This is a genomic window from Streptomyces sp. NPDC002817 (assembly GCF_053592055.1).
In genome coordinates this window covers 418,378-435,358 of record NZ_JBSFUY010000002.1, presented here as the reverse complement: position 1 = coordinate 435,358, position 16,981 = coordinate 418,378, and the positions used below count along the sequence as shown (strand labels likewise).

Sequence of the window (16,981 nt, the reverse complement as noted above, 5' to 3'; positions counted from 1 at the left end):
ACAGCGGCGTACGTGCGCGGTTCACCCGTACGGGCCCTATCCGGAGTGCAGCATCAGCCCGATCCCCACCACCAGCAGCCCCGCCGCGGCGATCCGCGGCATCCCGAACCGCTCCTTGAAGAACACCGCCCCGATCGCCGCGCCGACGATGATGGACGACTCGCGAAGCGCCGCGATGGGTGCCAGTTCCGCTTTGGTCTGGGCCCACAGGACCAGCCCGTACGCGGCGACCGAGAGGGCGGCGCCCACGAGCCCCAGGACCGCGAACGGCCGGAGCGTGGGCACCAGTTGCCCCCGCCAGCGGTGGGCCGCGTACGCCGGGAGCACCACGCCCTGCACCGCCATCAGCCAGGCGATGTACCCGAGCGAGGACCCGGAGGCGCGTACGCCGAGCCCGTCGACGACGGTGTACGCCGCGATGGTCAGACCGGTCGCCAGCGCCGCCCCGATCGCGGCCCAGTTCGGCCGGTTCCCGCGAAGTCCCCACAGGGCCACGCCCGTCAGTCCGGCGCAGGACACCGCGATACCGGCCGCCGCCCAGCCGTCCGGCACCTCGTGCGCGAACACCGCGGCGAGCACGGTGACCACGAGCGGCGCGGTGCCGCGCGCGATCGGGTACGCCTGGCCGAAGTCGCCCAGCCGGAAGGACTTCATCAGCAGCGCGTAGTACGCGATGTGGATGCACGCCGAGGAGAGCAGATACGGCCACGCCTTGGCCGCCGGGAACGCCGCGAACGGCACCATCGCCAGCCCGATCAGCATCCCGCCGCCCGCGATGAGCGTGAACCCGACCAGCTTGTCGGTGATCTTGTGCGCGATGGCGTTCCAGCTGGCGTGGGTGACCGCGGCGAGCAGGACGGCCGTGGTGACCAGCGGGGTCACGCGGTCTGCTCCCGGACGTCCACCAGCGTGGCACCCGCGTGCGCGATCAGTGTCTTGGGCTCCATCGGGAAGACGGTGTACGGCGTGCCGGCCGCCGCCCACACGACGGCGTGGTCGAGCAGCGAACGGTCGGCGAGGACCCGGGTCCGGGTCCGGTGCCCGAAGGGCGGTACACCGCCGATGGCGTACCCCGTCGTCTCCCGCACGACGTCCGCCTTGGCCCGCGTGACCTTTCCGGCGCCGAGCTCCTGCCGCACCCGCTCCACGTCCACCCGGGACGCCCCGTCCATGAGCACCAGGACCGGCACCCCGTCCGCCGCGAAGATCAGGGACTTGCAGATCTGGCTCAGCTCGCAGCCGATCGCCGCGGCCGCCTCTACGGCGGTACGTGTGGCGTCCGGGAAGCGGCGGATCTCGGCGCGCAGCTCACCGAGGCCGAGGGTGTCGAGGGCTGCGGCGAACAGGGGGTGGGCTCCGGAGTCCGGGCCGTCGGTGGTCGTCATGCACGGCACGCTAGCGGTCGGTGTAGAGGGCATGCGACCGAGTTCCCGGCACGGGGACGGCTCAGGCCTTGTCCGCCGGTGCGGGCCCCTCGAACGTCACCGCCTTCGTCTCCGTCACCCCGGCCGTGCGCCCCGGCGCCGCCTGCCGGCGCCAGTAGAGGTTCATGTGGGCGATGACCTGCTCCGGCGGCGGGGCGCCCCACTCGCTCTGGTCGCCGGTGGTGTGGGCGTCGGCGACCAGCGTCACGTCGTAGCCGCGGACGAACGCCCCGTGGATCGTGGAGCGGACACAGGCGTCGCTCTCCGCACCGCTGACGACCAGGCGTCCGACACCGGCCCCGGCGAGGACCTCCTCCAGGTCGGTGCCCTCGAAGGAGTCGCCGTAGCTCTTGTGGACCAGCGGCTCGGAGTCGAGGCGGGGCAACTCCTCGACGTACTCCCAGTCCTCGCTGCCCCGGGGCAGACCCTCGTCGGAGTGCTGGACCCAGACGACCGGTATCTCCTCGGCGCGGGCCCGGTCGACGAGGGCGGCGATGTTGGCGACGACCTCGTCACGCCGGTGGGCCTCGGCCACGACGCCGTTCTGGACGTCGATGACGAGCAGTGCCGTACGGGAGCGGTCAGGCAGTGTGGTCATGGTCGCAAGGCTGGACCCGGCCACTGACAATCGGTCCGGGCTCAGACCCGCACCGCCCGCGCCTCGGCCTGCATGCGGCGGCCCGCGACGATGCCGCCGGCGGCGCCCAGCGAGACCAGGCCCATCATCGCCGCGGCGATGATGCCCTTCACGCCGTCCATCGCGAAGTACATCGCGACGGCGGTGCCCCCGTTGAACAGGAACAGGAACCACAGGGTGCCGGGCCGCGACAGGAACGCCTTGATCTTCGGCTTCTTGGCGATACGGGAGCCCGTGATCAGGGCCACGACCCCGCCGACGGCCGTGACCAGGTCCTTCTGCGTGCCGTCGAAGACGGCGCCCGCGGCCACGCCGGCGGCGAGACCGCCCACGAAGAGCTGCCAGAGGATCAGGTCGGCGACGAACTTCTTGACGGCGGCGAGCGGAGACGGAGCGGCCATGGGAGTTTCCTTTGCGGGTGGAGGGGTTTTCCAGCTGTCCTCCACACTCCCGTCCCGTGCTCGCCGCCACGAGGGAGTGAACTGCCGAAGCCGTGGTGTAGCGGGCTACACCACGGCTTCGGATCAGACGATCAGGACCTGTACGTCAGACTCGTACGAGCTCCCGGTCCTCGTCCTTCTTGTCGTCCTTGTCGTCCTTGCCGTCGTCCAGGGTGCGCAGCCCCTCGCCCTCGACGTCCACGTTGGGCAGGGCGCGGTCCAGCCACTTCGGCAGCCACCAGGCCTTCTTGCCGAGCAGCGCGAGGACCGCCGGGACGATCGCCATACGGACCACGAACGCGTCGAAGAAGACGGCGATCGCGAGGCCGAAGCCGATCATCTTGATCATCGACTCGCTGGAGCTGATGAAGCCGCCGAAGACGGCCATCATGATGATCGCGGCGGCGACCACGACCCGGGAGCTGTGCCTGAAGCCGGTCACGATGGCCTGGCTCGGGCTCTCGCCGTGGACGTAGGCCTCCCGCATCCGGGTCACGAGGAACACCTCGTAGTCCATCGCGAGACCGAAGACCACGCCGACCATGAAGATCGGCATCATCGACATGATCGGCCCGGTCTCCTCGACACCGATCAGGCCGCTCAGCCAGCCCCACTGGAAGACCGCGACCACGGCGCCGAGCGCGGCGAGCACGCTGAGCAGGAAGCCGAGGGCCGCCTTCAGCGGGACCAGGATCGAGCGGAAGACCACGATCAGGAGGAGGAAGGCGAGGCCGACCACCAGGCCCAGATACGGGATCAGGGCGTCGTTGAGCTTCTGCGAGAAGTCGATGTTCATCGCGGTGGTGCCGGTGACCAGGACGTTCGCGTCCGTGTCGGCCTTGACGTCGGCGCCCTGGTCACGGATGGCGTGGACCAGGTCCTCGGTCTGGGTCGAGGACGGCTTGGAGTCCGGGATCACGGTGATCATCGCGGTGTCGCCGGCCTTGTTGAACGTCGCCGGGGTCACCGTCACGACGTCCTCGAGGTCCTTGATCCCGTCGGCCACCGTGGTGGCCGCGGCCTTCGGGTCGTCGCTGTCCTTGGCGTCGACCACGATCATCAGCGGGCCGTTGAAACCGGGGCCGAAGCCCTCCGACAGCAGGTCGTAGGCGCGGCGCTGGGTCGTGGACGTCGGCTGGGAGCCGTCGTCGGGCAGGCCCAGTTCCAGCTGGGTGGCCGGGACGGCGATCGCGCCGAGGCCGAGCACACCGAGCAGCAGCACGGCGGCCGGGCGGCGGATGACGAAGCCGGCCCAGCGGACGCCGAGGCCGGGCTTGGCCTGCCCCTCGGGAGCCTTCGCCTTGTTCGCCTTGCCTGCCTTGTCCGCCTTGCGCTTCTCGCCCGCCGGACGGACCTTCCTGCCCGCGTATCCGAGGAGCGCCGGGACCATGGTGAGCGCGATGAGGACGGCGACCACGACCGTGCCCGCGGCGGCCAGGCCCATCTTGGTGAGCATCGGGACCCCGACGACCGAGAGGCCCGCCAGGGCGATCACGACGGTGAGGCCGGCGAAGACCACGGCCGAGCCGGCGGTGCCGGTGGCCCGGCCGGCCGCTTCCTCGCGGTCGCGGCCCTCGGCCAGTTCGCCGCGGTAGCGGGAGACGATGAACAGCGCGTAGTCGATGCCGACCGCGAGGCCGATCATCAGCGCGAGCGTGGAGGTGGTGTCGCCGAGGTCGAGCGCGTTGGCGAGGGCGGTGATGGTGGAGACACCGATGCCGACGCCGATGATCGCCGTCAGCAGCGGCAGTCCGGCCGCGACCAGCGAGCCCAGCGTGATGACGAGGACGACCGCGGCGAGGGCGATGCCGACGATCTCACCGGCGGCTCCCGGCTCGGCCGCGGCCTGCAGCGCGTCACCGCCGATGTCGACGGTCAGTCCGGTGGCGCGGGCCTCGTCCCCGGCCTTCTCCAGGGCCTCCCTGGTCGAGTCCGCCAGCTCCATGCCGGGGGCCTCGTACTTGACCGACGTGTAGGCGACCGTGCCGTCCTTGCTCACGGCGTTCGTCGTGAACGGGTCGGTGACGGAGACGACCTCGGAGCCGTCGCTCAGTTCCTTGACGGTCTTGGCGACGGTCGCCTTGTTGGCGGCGTCCGTCATCTTCTCGCCCTCGGGGGCCTTGAAGACGATGCGGCCGGTCCCGCCGTCGGCGCTGGCGCCGGGGAAGCGCTGTTCCAGCAGGTCGAAGGCCTTCTGCGCCTCGGTCCCCGGTATGGAGAAGGAGGTGGATCCGGCACTGGGGGCGCTGGCCGCGCCGACGCCCGCGAGCGTCAGCAGGGCGACCCATATCAGGGCGACGAAATGCCGTCGCCGGAAGGCGAGCCGGCCGAGTTTGTAGAGGAACGTGGCCACGTGGGCGTACTCCCGGTCAGGTCGTTGGGGCGGTGCAGGGAAGGGGTGATCGACCCGATGGGGACATGGGTGATCGTCCCGACGACTTGAGCGGTGACGTCAGGTGCTAACTACGGGGAGAGAACTCAGGGGGCCGGTACGCCGAGGGCAGGGAGGACCACGGCGTCGATGTACGAAGTGAGGAAGGCCTGGGTGGGAGGCAGCTGGTCGATCATCGTGCGGGTCGCGAACGCTCCGACCAGCATGTGGACGATGTAGTCCAGCGCCGGGCAGTCGGCGCGGACCTCGCCGCGGTCGACCGAACGCTGCATGACCTTCTTGAACTCGCCCATCTCGGGTTCGACGAGGAGTTCCCGGAAGGCCTGCATCAGGTCCGGATTTCCGTGCACGGCCATGGCCAGGGCCCGCATCAGGTCGGAGTTCCGCTCCATCGTGCAGTCGTCCTCGCGGGAGACGAGGGTGAGGAGGTCACCCCGCAGGCTCCCGGTGTCGACGTCGGCGGTGCCGCCTGGCTTCTGGCTCCGCATGGCCTTCACGACCAGCTCGGGCTTGCCGCCCCACTGACGGTAGAGCGTCGCCTTGCTGGACTTGGTGCGGGCCGCCACGGCGTCCATGGTGAGGGCGTCGTAGCCGACTTCGCGGAGCAGTTCGAGCACGGCCGTGTACAACTCGGCCTCGCGCTCCGGGGTGATCCGACTGCGACGCACCGTCGCGATCTCAGTCATGATTCCCGCCTCCTGCTCCGAACGACACGGTTTCGTACATGACGAATGTAGCGCATCCGCATGCGAAACGAAACCGTTTCGTACGTGTCGTGGCTCACGCCGGATCAGGTCTCGACTATTTTTCCTAAGTTGCTCCGGTCCGTCCCCCGGAAAAGCATGGGGAGGTGAGCTATCTGCGCCTGCCGCATCTGAGCGGCGACCTCCTGTGCTTCGTGGCCGAGGACGACCTGTGGCTGGCCCCCCTCGACGGGAAGGGACGCGCCTGGCGTCTCACCGTCGACCGCACCAAGGTGGGCCACCCCCGTTTCTCACCCGACGGCCGCCACCTCGCCTACACGAGCTGGCGGAGCCTGGTCCCGGAGATCCACCTGGTGGACGTGGAGGGCGGCCCGGGCAGACGGCTGACGTACTGGGGCTCGGCGGACACCCAGGTCTGCGGCTGGACACCCTCCGAAGGGAAGGGAGGTGCCCAGATCCTGGCCGTCGCCTCCCACGGCGAACCCTTCTCCTACTTCACCTGGGCCTACAAGGTCCCCACCGACGGCGACCCCGGCCGCAAGCTCCCCTGGGGCCCGGTCTCCGACCTCCAGGTGGCCGACCTCGAAGGGGAGCGCAGAACCCTCCTGCTCACCGGCACCCCGCCGCACGAACCGGCCGCCTGGAAGCGCTACCGGGGCGGGGCCACCGGAAGGCTGTGGCTGCACGGCCACCGCCTCCTCGAAGGCCTGGAGGGCCACCTCCACTCCCCCATGTTCGTCGACGGCCGCATCGCCTTCCTCTCCGACCACGAGGGCGTCGGCAACCTCTACTCCTGCGCCCACGACGGCTCCGACCTGCGCCGCCACACCGACCACGACGCCTTCTACGCCCGGCACGCGGCGAGCGACGGCACCCGGGTGGTGTACCAGTGCGCGGGCGACCTGTGGATCGTCGACGACCTCGCCGGCGAGCCGCGGAAACTCGACGTACGACTGAGCGGGCCACGCACGGGACGGCGTACGTACCAGGTGCCGGCCGCCCAGCACGTGGACGGCGCCTCGGTCGACGAGACCGGCCGCGCGAGCGCCGTCGTCGTCCGCGGCAGCCTGTACTGGCTGACCCACCGCGACGGTCCCGCCCGCACCATCACCGACACTCCGGGCGTACGGGTCCGGCTCCCGGAGATGCTCGGCTCGGTCGGCCAGGTCGCCTATGTGACGGACGCGGAGGGCGAGGACGCGGTGGAGATCGCCTACCTCCCCCGGGCGACGGGCGACAAGGCCCCCCGGCGGCTGGCCTCGGGCGAGCTGGGCCGGGTCCTGGAGATGGTCGCCGACCCCCAGGGCGAGCGCCTGGCCATCGCCTCCCACGACGGCCGCCTCCTCCTCATCACCGTGTCCGATGACGCGTCCGCCGCCGAGGGCACGAAGGACTCGGGCGGTGAGGTCACCGAACTGATCCACTCGATCAACGGCCCGGTCCGCGACCTCGCCTTCTCCCCGGACGGGGCATGGCTGACGTGGTCGCACCCGGGCATCGGCAGATCGCTGCGCCAGATCAAGATGGCCCGTATTTCCCCGAAGGCGGGGGCGGACCCACTGATCGTCGACGTCACCAACGGCCGCTTCGAGGACGAGAACCCGGTGTTCACGAGGGACGGCCGCTATCTGGCCTTCCTCTCCTGGCGAGGCTTCGACCCGGTCTACGACGTCCACACCGGGGACCTGTCCTTCCCGCTCGGCTGCCGCCCGTACCTGGTCCCCCTGTCCTCGGCGACCCCCTCCCCGTTCGCGCTGACACCCGAGGGCCGCCCGGCGGCGGGCGGCCTGGACCCGGCGGAGGACGAACCGGACGACGGCAGCACGGTCACGGTCGAGGTGGAGGGCCTGGAGAGCCGCGTGACCCCCTTCCCGGTCACCGCCTCGAAGTACTCGGCGCTGTACCCGGTGGCGGGCGGCGGACTGGTCTGGCTGCGCTGGCCGATCTCGGGGGCGCTCGGCGAGACGTTCGCGAACCCCGACGACACGACCGGCCGCCCCACCCTCGAATACTTCAACATCACCAAGGCGAAGAAGTCCGAACTGATCGAGCACCTCGACTGGTTCGCGGTGAGCGGTGACGGCTCCCGCCTGGTCGTCGTCGACGAGGGCGAGCTGCGCGCGGTCCCGGCCACCGAGTCCGGCGACAGCGACTCCACCGTCTGGATCGACGCCCGCCGCATCCTGCACGAGGTCGACCCGGGGGCGGAGTGGCGCCAGTCGTTCGAGGAGGCGGGCCGGCTGATCCGCGCGTACTTCTGGGAGCCGGAGATGTGCGGCATCGACTGGGACGAGGTGCTGGCGCAGTACCGCCCCCTGGTCGAACGGGTCGCGACCCCGGACGAGTTCGCGGATCTGCTCCGCGAGGTCCTGGGCGAACTGGGCACCTCCCACGCCTACGTGACGGCGGCCCGCCGCAACGAGGGCCCGCCCCACTACCAGCGCCGGCAAGGTCTCCTGGGCGCCAACTTCGTACGCCGGGAGGCTGGTTGGACGGTGAAACGCATCCTCCCCGGCGACTCCTCCGACTCCAAGGCCCGCTCCCCGCTGGCCGGCACCGGCATCCGCGAGGGCGCGGTCCTGACCCACGTGGACGGCCGCCCGGTGGACGAGGTGACGGGTCCGTATCCGCTGCTGGCGGGCGCGGGCGGTACGACGGTGGAGCTGACGTTCACCCCGGCCGGGGGCGAGGGCCGGGCGAGACGGGTGGCGGTGGTCCCCCTCACCGACGAACGCCCCCTGCGCTACCAGGACTGGGTGGCCAAACGCCGTGAAGTGGTCCGGGAGTTGAGCGGTGGCCGCTGCGGCTACCTCCACATCCCCGACATGGGCGGCTCGGGATGGGCCCAGTTCAACCGCGACCTGCGCCTGGAGGTCTCCCGCCCCGCCCTCATCGTCGACGTACGCGGCAACGCGGGCGGCCACATCAGCGAACTGGTCGTGGAGAAACTCACCCGCACGATCCTCGGCTGGGACCTGACGAGAAACGCCCAGCCGGTGTCGTACGCCTCGAACGCCCCGAGAGGCCCGGTGGTGGCCCTGGCCGACGAGGCGACCTCCTCGGACGGCGACATGATCACGGCGGCCTTCAAGCTGCTGAAGCTCGGCCCCGTGGTGGGCCAACGCACCTGGGGCGGCGTCGTCGGCATGACCGGCCGCCACTCCCTGGGCGACGGCACGGTGATCACGGTGCCGATGAACGCGGCCTGGTTCGACGCATACGGCTGGACGGTCGAGAACCGGGGCGTGACCCCGGACCTGGAGGTCCTACGAACCCCCTTGGACTGGGCGGAGGGCAGACACGTACAGCTCGACGACGCCGTACAACTGGCAGTCGACCTACTGACGACAACACCCCCGGCAACACCCCCGGACTACGCGAACGTACCGGACCGTTCACGCCCCAAACTCCCGCCGCGAACATGAAATCAGGGGATGCGCTGATGCCGTCAGGGGCGCGGGGAACTGCGCGACCAGGCCCGCACCCGACAACGCACCTCGCCCCGGCAACGCAAACGTGGGGCACCCCGACACACAGGGCACCCCACGTTCAACGGCTCAAGCCAAGCGCAGTGCTACGCGTCGTAGTCCAGGTCGAGACGGTCCTGCTCATCCCGCTGGAGCCGCTCCGTCTCCTCGTCCCGCGGCTTGCCGCGCTCGCCGCGCTCCTGGCCACGCTGGCCCTGCTCCTTGGCCTGCTGGGCCTTCTGCTTGGCCTGCTCCTGCCACTGCTCCGACTTGTCCTGGAACTGGTCCTTCATACCCATGTGGGTTCACTCCCGAAGTGGGTGAGGGGATGAGCCCCGAGCCGGGGCCTCGACCAGATTCACACGCCAGGACAGAGCGCGCATTTCGATCAGTTACGGCGCGTAGCGCGCGCCTCCTCATCAGCCGCCCCACCTGCACCGACGAGCCCCGAACGGACCCCCGCCAACCGGTCCCCGAACCGCCGCATCTCCCGCTGCCCGACCGTCCCGATGAGCCCCGGCAGGTACCCGCGCACCCCCTGCATCCCGCGCAGCCACCCCTGCCCGTACACATGGCTCGACCGCCGCTCGATGCCGGCCACGATCCGGTCGACCGCCGGGCCCAGCGGATACGTCTTGTTGGCCGGCCACAGCAGCCGCTGCCGCAACTCCCGCATGACGTCGTCCTGATCGGCCCCGCGCACCATGTCGGTGTCGGTCCACGACAGATAACCGACGCCCACCCGCACGCCCTTGTACCCGACCTCGGCCCGCAGACTGTGCGCGAACGCCTCCACGCCGGACTTGGACGCGCAGTACGCGGTCATCATCGGCGCCGGAGTGATGGCGGCCAGCGAGGCGATCTGCAGCAGATACCCCCGGCTCTCCATCAGCACGGGCAGGAAGGCGCGGGCGGTCACCGCGGACCCGATGAGGTTCACCTCGATCACCCGCCGCCAGGCCTCCGGATCGGAGTCGACGAAGGGACCGCCGCTGGCCACACCGGCGTTGGCCACCACGATGTCGACCTTCCCGAACCGCTCCTTCACCTCCCGCGCGACCTGCGCCATCGCCTCGTGGTCGGTGACATCGGCATACCAGTGATCACTGTCGGTGTGCAGCCGCTCGCAGACCTGCTTGAGGGCGTCCGGCTCCAGGCCGACCAGCGCCACCTTCGCCCCGCGCGCGGACAGCTTGCGGGCGAGCAGCTCACCGACACCGCGTGCCGCTCCGGTGACGACGGCGACCTGTCCTTCGAGGCTGACCCTGCTCATGCACCCTCCTTGATCGTTGCGTACGTCGTCACGAGGTCCCGGATCTTCCCGGTGACCAGCTCGGGCGCCTCCACGGGCGTCATGTGCCCGAGCCCGGGCAGTTCGGTGAGCCCGACGCAGCGGGGCAGCGCCGCCACCAGCGAACGCGCGTGCACGGGCGGCGTCAACCGGTCGGCCGTACCGACGACGACAGCCGTGGGAACGTCCAGGGACCGCACCCCGTGGTCGAGGTCGAGCAGATCGAGGACGTGCGACCAGGAGTACCGCACCTTGCGGGGGCAGGCGTGCACGATCCGTGCGCACGCCTCGACCATGTGCGGGGCCGAACCGGGGCCCATCGTCCCGTACTTGAGGATCCGCCGCGCGAGCGGAGTGACCGGCCCGAGCGGCGCCCGCGAGCCGAGGATGTGCTTGGTCAGCCAGGTCCGCAGCCGTCCGGGCCTCATCGGTACGACGGTCGACTCGGCGACCAGCCGCGAGGAACCGGTGCTGCACAGCAGGACGGCGGCGGCATGCTCCCGGAAGGCCGCCCCGTCGGCCGCCGCCATCACCGTCATCCCACCCATGGAGTGACCGGCGATCACGGCCTTCTCGCCGGGTGCGAGAGTCGCCTTCAGTACGGCTTCGAAGTCGTCGGCGAGGGCATCGGTGCTGCATGCCGGGCTCGCCGGGCTGCGTCCGTGGCCGCGCTGGTCGTAGGCGATGACCCGGTGGTCGACGGCGAGGTCGCGTATCTGCGCCGCCCAGAAGGCGGTCGAGCAGGTCCAGCCGTGCGCGAGGACGACGGGGGGCGCGTTCTCGGGCCCGTGCACCTCGACGTGCAGACGTGCGCCGTCGGCGGAGACCGCGGTCAGCTCACGGGCGGGGACGGGTGGGGCGTAGGGCCCGGAGGAGACGTGCAGGAGCCGGCTCACGCGTTCACCTCTTCCTCGGTCGCCTCGCTCGCTCGGAGCCCCTTGCTACGGAGCACCTCGTACTCGGCGAGGTCCACGCGCCGCGTCGCGCGCCGGAACTCGGTCGTGGTCCCCGGCCAGATGGTGGTGTTGCGGCCGTTGGCGTCGAGGTACCAGCTGGTGCAGCCGCCGGTGTTCCACACCGTGCGCTTCATACGCTCCTGCACCCGCTGGTTCCAGGCGTGCACGGCGCTCGGCCGGGCGTCGAGGGCGGCGCGGCCGCCGAGGACGTCGAGCTGCCGTACGAAGTCGGCCAGGTAGTTCAGCTGGGACTCGATCATCAGGATCATCGAGGAGTTCCCGAGCCCGGTGTTGGGTCCGATGATCGTCATCCAGTTGGGGAACCCGGCGGCGGACGCGCCGCGCAGGGCCTCCATCCCGCCCTTCCAGGCCTCGGCCAGGGTGCGCCCGTCCGCCCCCACGACCCGGTCGGCGATCGGCATGTCGGTGACGTGGAAGCCGGTCCCGAAGATGATCGCGTCGACCTCGGCCTCGCTGCCGTCGGCGGCGACGAGGGTGGAGCCGCGGACCTCGCTGAGCCCGCTCGCCACCAGGTCGACATTGGGCCGGGCGAGCGCCGGGTAGTACGCACTGCTCAGCAGGATCCGCTTGCAGCCGATGCGGTAGTCGGGGGTCAGCCTGGCCCGCAGCGCGGGGTCCTTGATGGCCCGGGCCATGTTGCTCTTGGCCAGCTTCTCGACCAGCCCGAGCTCGTTGGGCCGCTTGGTGAAGGCCTGGACCTGCAACTCCCGGATGCCCCACAGGAGTCCGCGCCGGGCGTGGGTGGTGAAGGGCAGCTGCTGGTGCAGCCGGCGCTCGAAGCCGGTGATGGGCCGGTCGACGCGGGGCATGACCCAGGGCGGGGTGCGCTGGAAGAGGGTCAGCTGGGCGACTTCGGGCTGGATGGCGGGCACGATCTGGATCGCGGAGGCCCCCGTCCCGACCATCGCGACCCGCTTGCCGCGCAGGTCGTAGTCGTGGTCCCAGCGGGCGGAGTGGAAGACCTTGCCGGGGAAGGAGTCCAGCCCCGGGATGTCGGGGGTCTTCGGGTCGGACAGCGGCCCGGTGGCGGAGACGACGACGTCGGCGGAGAGCCGCCCGCTGCTGGTCTCGATGTCCCAGCAAAGCCGGTCCGCGTCCCAGGTCATCATCTTGACCTCGGAGTCGAAGCGGAGATGGGGCCGGAGCCGGAAGACGTCGGCGACGTGCTCCAGATAGGCCCGGATGTGCTCCTGCCCGGAGAAGGTGCGCGGCCAGTCGGGGTTGGGCGCGAAGGAGAAGGAGTAGAGGTGGGACGGTACGTCACAGGCGCACCCCGGGTAACTGTTGTCCCGCCAGGTGCCCCCGACACTGCCGGCCCGTTCCAGGACGACGAAGTCGGTGACACCTTCGCGCCGCAGCCGCACGGCGGCCCCGAGCCCCCCGAACCCGGACCCGATCACCGCCACCCGCACATGCTCGTGCTCGGTCATCCCGAAGCCTCCACGCATCGCTCTTTCGGACTCTGCCAGTAAACACTGGCGCAATGGGAGGGTAGGACAGCTCCTTACCGATGGGTAGGGGGCGGGGCCAGGAAAGTTACCGGAGGTACAACATAGGCTGCGGGCGTGACCGAGAAGCGCGAGTACCGCATGGAGGAGTTGGCCCGCCTGGCCGGCATCACGCCGCGCACCCTGCGCTTCTACCGCGAACGCAAACTGATCCCGCCGCCCCGCCGCGAGGGCCGTATCGCCTGGTACGACGACCACCACCTGGCCCGGCTGCGCACCATCGCCGCCCTCCTGGAACGCGGCCACACCCTCACCGGCATCGCGGAACTGGCGGAAGCCCTCGACCACGGCCGGGACGTCGCCGACCTCCTGGGCGTGGCCACCCCCACGGAAGAGGAACCGGTCCGCCTCACCCCCGAGGAACTCGCCGCCCGCTTCGAGGGCCAGGTCACCACGGACAACCTCGCCGCCGCACTGGAGCTGGGCTACCTCGGCACCGACGGCGACGAGATCGTCCACATCAGCCGCCGCCTCCTCGACGTCTCCTCCGCCCTGGTCGCCGAGGGCATCCCCCTCGCCGAGGTCCTGGCAGCGGGCAAACGCGTCCGCGAACACGTCGACGACCTCGCCGAGATGTTCGCCGAACTGGTCCTCCGCCACGCCACGGAGAACGACATGCAACGCCTGCGCCCCCTCGCGAGAAGCGTGGTGGAGGCGGAGCTTTCGCTGGCGTTGGACCGGCGGTTGCGGAAGCGGGACTAGTTAGAGGTCGTAGACCGCGGTCACGGGGGCGTGATCCGACCAGCGCTCGGCATGCGTGGCGGCACGCTCGACGAACCCCTTGACGGCCTTGGCCGCCAGGCCGGGCGTGGCGACGTGGTAGTCGATGCGCCAACCCGAATCGTTGTCGAACGCACGTCCGCGATACGACCACCACGAGTACGGTCCCTCGACATCCGGATGCAGCGCCCGCACGACATCGACATAGCCCCCGTCGGCGACGTCGAGGACCCGCGTCAGCCACTCCCGCTCCTCCGGCAGGAACCCGGAGTTCTTCTGGTTGGCGCGCCAGTTCTTGAGGTCGGCGGGCTGGTGGGCGATGTTCCAGTCGCCGCAGACGACGACCTCGCGGCCGTCGGCGGCGGCGCGCTCGCGCAGGCCCTTCAGGTAGGTCAGGAACTCGTCCATGAAGCGGATCTTCTCGTCCTGCCGCTCGGTGCCGACCTCGCCGGAGGGGAGATAGAGGGAGGCGACCGTCACACCCGGCAGGTCGGCCTCGACGTAGCGGCCGCTGGTGTCGAACTCCGACGAACCGAAGCCGATCCGGACGCGGTCCGGCTCCCGGCGGGTGTAGAGGGAGACGCCGGCACGGCCCTTGGCGGCGGCGGGTGCGTGCACCACGTGCCAGCCGTCGGGGGTGCGGACCTCCTCGGGCAGCTGCTGCGGCTCGGCGCGCACCTCCTGGAGGCACAGCACATCGGCGGAGGTGTCCCCGAGCCACTCCACGAAGCCCTTCTTCGCGGCGGCGCGCAGTCCGTTCACATTCACAGAGGTCACAGTGAGCACTCCGGCACGATACCGGCAGACTGGACCGGATCCCGTTCTGGAATGTATTGACATACGGTAGGCAGCATGAATATCCGTCGTGTCTCCTTCGACCACCCCGACGCCGTGAAGCTCAACGACCAGGTCCAGGCCGAGTACGCCGTCCGCTACGGCGACGACGGCGACGCCACGCACATGGACCCGGCCCACTTCGAGCCACCGAACGGCGCATATCTCATCGCGTACGACGAGAGCGACTCCCCCGTCGCCACGGGCGGCTGGCGAGTCCAGGACGCCAACGAGGAGGGCAACCGCGACGGCGACGCCGAGGTCAAGCGGATGTACGTCACGGAGCAGGCGCGGGGCAGAGGGCTCGCCCGGCGCATATTGGCGGCGCTGGAGGAGGACGCCCGGGCGGCGGGCCGGGTCCGCATGGTCCTGGAGACCGGCGACAAGCAGCCGGAGGCCATCGCGCTGTACACCTCCAGCGGCTACGAGCCGTGCGAGAAGTTCGGCTACTACCGGCACCACGAGTCGAGCCGCTGCTTCGCGAAGGCCCTCTGAGAAGTCCCGCGGGGGTCAGCTTCTGAGGTACGCGAGCACCGCCAGCACTCGCCGGTGGGTGTCGTCCGCCGGCGGCAGGTCCAGCTTGGTGAGGATCGAGCCGATGTGCTTGCCCACGGCCGCGTCCGACACCACCAGCGCCTTGGCGATCGCGCCGTTCGACTTGCCCTCGGCTATCAGCCCCAGCGCCTCCCGCTCGCGCGGGCTGAGCCGGGCGAGCGGATCCCGGCGGCGACGCAGCAGTTGTCGTACGACTTCGGGGTCCACGACCGTGCCACCGGCCGCCACCTCCCGCAGCGCGTCCACGAACTCCTCGACCTGGCCCACCCGGTCCTTGAGCAGATAGCCGACACCGGTCCCGTCGCCGGAGTCGAGGAGCTCGGCGGCGTACGCCCGCTGCACGTACTGACTGAGGACCAGGACCGGCAGCCCGGGCCGCTCCTCGCGCAGTTTCACGGCAGCGTGCAGTCCCTCGTCCTGGAAGCCGGGCGGCATCCGGACGTCCGTCACGACCACGTCGGGCGCGTGCTCGGCGGCCGCCGCGAGCAGCGCGTCCGCGTCGCCGACGGCCGCGACCACCTCGTAGCCGAACCGCGTGAGCAGCCCGACGAGTCCGTCGCGCAGCAGCACGCTGTCCTCGGCGAGGACTATGCGCAGGGCTCGGTCGGCCGGCAAGGAATCTCCACTCGCAGCAGGGTCGGTCCACCCGGCGGGCTGGACAGGGAAAGTCTGCCATCGAGCACTGACACCCGGTCGGCGAGACCGGTGAGCCCGGTGCCGTTCGCGCTGGCGGCGCCGCCGCGTCCGTCGTCGCGGATGTCCAGCGTCAGCCGTCCGTCCGTATGTCCGCCGCTGACGGTCGCCCGGCTCGCCCCGCTGTGCCTGGCCACGTTGGCGAGGGCTTCGCAGACGACGAAGTACGCGGCGGTCTCGACGGGTTGGGGCAGGCGTCCGGCGATGTCCAGCTCCACGTCCACCGGGACCGGGCTCCGGTCCGCCGCATCCGCGACGGCGGCTTCCAGTCCGTAGTCGGCGAGGACCTTGGGGTGGATGCCGTGGATGAGTTCGCGCAGTTCCGCGAGGACCTTCTCGGCCTCCCCGTGCGCTGTGGCGAGTTGGTCGGCGAGCGGGCCGGGCGGGGCGTCCAGGCGGGCCAGGCCGAGCGTCATGGTGAGGGCGACGAGGCGCTGCTGGGCGCCGTCGTGCAGGTCGCGTTCGATACGGCGGCGTTCCGCCTCGAAGGCGTCCACCAACCGGACGCGGGAGCGGACGAGTTCGGTGACCCGGTCGCTGTCCCCGGAGGCGCCGAGCAGGGCCTTCGCGATCTCGCCGCGCGCCCCGGCGGCCAGCCCGAGGGCGTACGCCCCCACGACCAGCAGCGGCACCCCGGCCGCCGCGACCCCGAAGGCGGCCGGCCAGGTGTCGACCGTCCACAGCTTGACGACCTTCGCCTCGCCGTCGACGGCGACCAGCAGCGGCGTGGCCAGCAGGAACAGCGGCACTCCGGCGGCGAAGGCGACCACGAGCGCGTCCAGCGGCCACAGCACGAGGCCGAGCAGCACGGTGTACGCCAACTCCCGCCAGGTGGCGGCCTCTTTGAGCCGCACGGTGAGCCACCTGGCGAGCCCGGGCGCGTCGGGCACCCGGTGCTGCGCGAGCGGCACCGGCCCCACCCCCGCCAGCCGCAGCCGCCACCGCTCGGCGGCGGCCACGGGGATCCCGCACAGCGCGGTGAGCACGAGCAGCGGCAGTCCGACGAGCACGACAGCCGTGGCGCCGCCCACGACGGCCCCCGCGACGATCGCCACCAGCACGACCGCCCCGAACACCGCCCCGCTCGCCAGGAACGCGACCGACCGCCACGGCCACGCCGACCTCAGATACCCACGCCTGCTCAGCGCCTGCCACACCGTCATGGAGATCACGGTAGAAGGCGGGTACGGGCGGACGTAATCCGTTCGGACAGACATCAGGGGGTATGCCTGGCCCTACCCCAAGTCTCGGTCCTGCCGCACTGATTCACGGGGTGGCGGCGCGGTTTCGTAGAGCTCTCTTCGACTTGATGAGGGCCGTCGGCCTTCTGCGGACTTAA

Annotated in this window: 16 protein-coding genes; 3 read left to right on the top strand and 13 right to left on the bottom strand. The window is 70.8% G+C overall.

The annotated features are described in order from the left end of the window. Positions 1-36 precede the first annotated feature (36 nt). The 6 genes from ACWD3I_RS05000 to ACWD3I_RS04975 form a co-directional block, all read right to left on the bottom strand. Complete coding sequence (locus tag ACWD3I_RS05000) at positions 37-882, bottom strand: DMT family transporter (RefSeq protein WP_365394127.1); 846 nt, start codon at positions 880-882, stop codon at positions 37-39. Further along, positions 879-1,418 (bottom strand): YbaK/EbsC family protein, encoded by a 540-nt coding sequence (locus tag ACWD3I_RS04995; protein WP_451084031.1) that lies wholly within the window; start codon positions 1,416-1,418, stop codon positions 879-881. The genes ACWD3I_RS05000 and ACWD3I_RS04995 overlap by 4 nt, the downstream gene beginning before the upstream one ends. A gap of 28 nt (positions 1,419-1,446) precedes the next feature. Beyond that, entirely contained in the window at positions 1,447-2,022 is a 576-nt protein-coding gene (locus tag ACWD3I_RS04990) for a cysteine hydrolase family protein (RefSeq protein ID WP_365394129.1), read from the bottom strand. A gap of 41 nt (positions 2,023-2,063) precedes the next feature. Further along, the gene (locus ACWD3I_RS04985) at positions 2,064-2,462 is read right to left on the bottom strand and encodes a hypothetical protein (RefSeq protein WP_365394130.1); all 399 of its coding nucleotides are present in this window, start codon (positions 2,460-2,462) and stop codon (positions 2,064-2,066) included. Between the two features lie 145 nt (positions 2,463-2,607). Beyond that, the gene (locus ACWD3I_RS04980) at positions 2,608-4,854 is read right to left on the bottom strand and encodes an MMPL family transporter (protein ID WP_365394131.1); all 2,247 of its coding nucleotides are present in this window, start codon (positions 4,852-4,854) and stop codon (positions 2,608-2,610) included. A 125-nt stretch (positions 4,855-4,979) separates the two neighbouring features. Continuing rightward, entirely contained in the window at positions 4,980-5,579 is a 600-nt protein-coding gene (locus ACWD3I_RS04975) for a TetR/AcrR family transcriptional regulator (RefSeq protein ID WP_365394132.1), read from the bottom strand. A gap of 164 nt (positions 5,580-5,743) precedes the next feature. Here ACWD3I_RS04975 and ACWD3I_RS04970 point away from each other — a divergent pair, with 164 nt between their 5' ends. After that, positions 5,744-9,022, top strand: a complete 3,279-nt coding sequence (locus tag ACWD3I_RS04970; RefSeq protein WP_365394133.1) for a S41 family peptidase — start codon at positions 5,744-5,746, stop codon at positions 9,020-9,022. A gap of 149 nt (positions 9,023-9,171) precedes the next feature. On the opposite strand, the gene ACWD3I_RS04965 is transcribed toward ACWD3I_RS04970, so the two are convergent. From ACWD3I_RS04965 to ACWD3I_RS04950, 4 genes are all read right to left on the bottom strand, one after another. After that, positions 9,172-9,363 carry a hypothetical protein gene (locus tag ACWD3I_RS04965; protein ID WP_365394134.1) on the bottom strand — a complete coding sequence of 64 codons (192 nt, stop codon included), beginning with the start codon at positions 9,361-9,363 and terminating at the stop codon, positions 9,172-9,174. 89 nt (positions 9,364-9,452) lie between these two features. After that, positions 9,453-10,337 (bottom strand): SDR family oxidoreductase, encoded by an 885-nt coding sequence (locus ACWD3I_RS04960; protein WP_365394135.1) that lies wholly within the window; start codon positions 10,335-10,337, stop codon positions 9,453-9,455. Then, complete coding sequence (locus tag ACWD3I_RS04955) at positions 10,334-11,251, bottom strand: alpha/beta fold hydrolase (protein WP_365394136.1); 918 nt, start codon at positions 11,249-11,251, stop codon at positions 10,334-10,336. The genes ACWD3I_RS04960 and ACWD3I_RS04955 overlap by 4 nt, the downstream gene beginning before the upstream one ends. After that, positions 11,248-12,762 carry a flavin-containing monooxygenase gene (locus ACWD3I_RS04950; protein WP_365394137.1) on the bottom strand — a complete coding sequence of 505 codons (1,515 nt, stop codon included), beginning with the start codon at positions 12,760-12,762 and terminating at the stop codon, positions 11,248-11,250. The genes ACWD3I_RS04955 and ACWD3I_RS04950 overlap by 4 nt, the downstream gene beginning before the upstream one ends. A 135-nt stretch (positions 12,763-12,897) precedes the next feature. Between ACWD3I_RS04950 and ACWD3I_RS04945 the strand changes: the two genes are divergently transcribed. Next, positions 12,898-13,542, top strand: a complete 645-nt coding sequence (locus tag ACWD3I_RS04945; RefSeq protein WP_307029536.1) for a MerR family transcriptional regulator — start codon at positions 12,898-12,900, stop codon at positions 13,540-13,542. Here the strand turns inward: ACWD3I_RS04945 and ACWD3I_RS04940 are convergent, their stop codons facing one another. After that, positions 13,543-14,346 carry an exodeoxyribonuclease III gene (locus ACWD3I_RS04940; RefSeq protein ID WP_365394138.1) on the bottom strand — a complete coding sequence of 268 codons (804 nt, stop codon included), beginning with the start codon at positions 14,344-14,346 and terminating at the stop codon, positions 13,543-13,545. Positions 14,347-14,412: 66 nt separating this feature from the next. Here ACWD3I_RS04940 and ACWD3I_RS04935 point away from each other — a divergent pair, with 66 nt between their 5' ends. After that, positions 14,413-14,889, top strand: a complete 477-nt coding sequence (locus ACWD3I_RS04935; protein ID WP_365394139.1) for a GNAT family N-acetyltransferase — start codon at positions 14,413-14,415, stop codon at positions 14,887-14,889. A gap of 15 nt (positions 14,890-14,904) precedes the next feature. Here ACWD3I_RS04935 and ACWD3I_RS04930 read toward each other — a convergent pair whose 3' ends face one another. Together ACWD3I_RS04930 and ACWD3I_RS04925 are read right to left on the bottom strand one after the other, a co-directional pair. After that, positions 14,905-15,564 (bottom strand): response regulator transcription factor, encoded by a 660-nt coding sequence (locus ACWD3I_RS04930; RefSeq protein WP_365394140.1) that lies wholly within the window; start codon positions 15,562-15,564, stop codon positions 14,905-14,907. Continuing rightward, positions 15,537-16,805 (bottom strand): sensor histidine kinase, encoded by a 1,269-nt coding sequence (locus ACWD3I_RS04925; protein WP_365394141.1) that lies wholly within the window; start codon positions 16,803-16,805, stop codon positions 15,537-15,539. The genes ACWD3I_RS04930 and ACWD3I_RS04925 overlap by 28 nt, the downstream gene beginning before the upstream one ends. Positions 16,806-16,981 lie beyond the last annotated feature (176 nt).

Bases quoted from the DNA above. Each gene is read 5' to 3' on its own strand.
- ACWD3I_RS04995 (WP_451084031.1), bottom strand. From the start codon at position 1,418: ATGCCCTCTACACCGACCGCTAGCGTGCCGTGCATGACGACCACCGAC.
- ACWD3I_RS04990 (WP_365394129.1), bottom strand. From the start codon at position 2,022: ATGACCACACTGCCTGACCGCTCCCGTACGGCACTGCTCGTCATCGAC.
- ACWD3I_RS04985 (WP_365394130.1), bottom strand. From the start codon at position 2,462: ATGGCCGCTCCGTCTCCGCTCGCCGCCGTCAAGAAGTTCGTCGCCGAC.
- ACWD3I_RS04975 (WP_365394132.1), bottom strand. From the start codon at position 5,579: ATGACTGAGATCGCGACGGTGCGTCGCAGTCGGATCACCCCGGAGCGC.
- ACWD3I_RS04965 (WP_365394134.1), bottom strand. From the start codon at position 9,363: ATGGGTATGAAGGACCAGTTCCAGGACAAGTCGGAGCAGTGGCAGGAG.
- ACWD3I_RS04960 (WP_365394135.1), bottom strand. From the start codon at position 10,337: ATGAGCAGGGTCAGCCTCGAAGGACAGGTCGCCGTCGTCACCGGAGCG.
- ACWD3I_RS04950 (WP_365394137.1), bottom strand. From the start codon at position 12,762: ATGACCGAGCACGAGCATGTGCGGGTGGCGGTGATCGGGTCCGGGTTC.
- ACWD3I_RS04935 (WP_365394139.1), top strand. From the start codon at position 14,413: ATGAATATCCGTCGTGTCTCCTTCGACCACCCCGACGCCGTGAAGCTC.
- ACWD3I_RS04925 (WP_365394141.1), bottom strand. From the start codon at position 16,805: ATGACGGTGTGGCAGGCGCTGAGCAGGCGTGGGTATCTGAGGTCGGCG.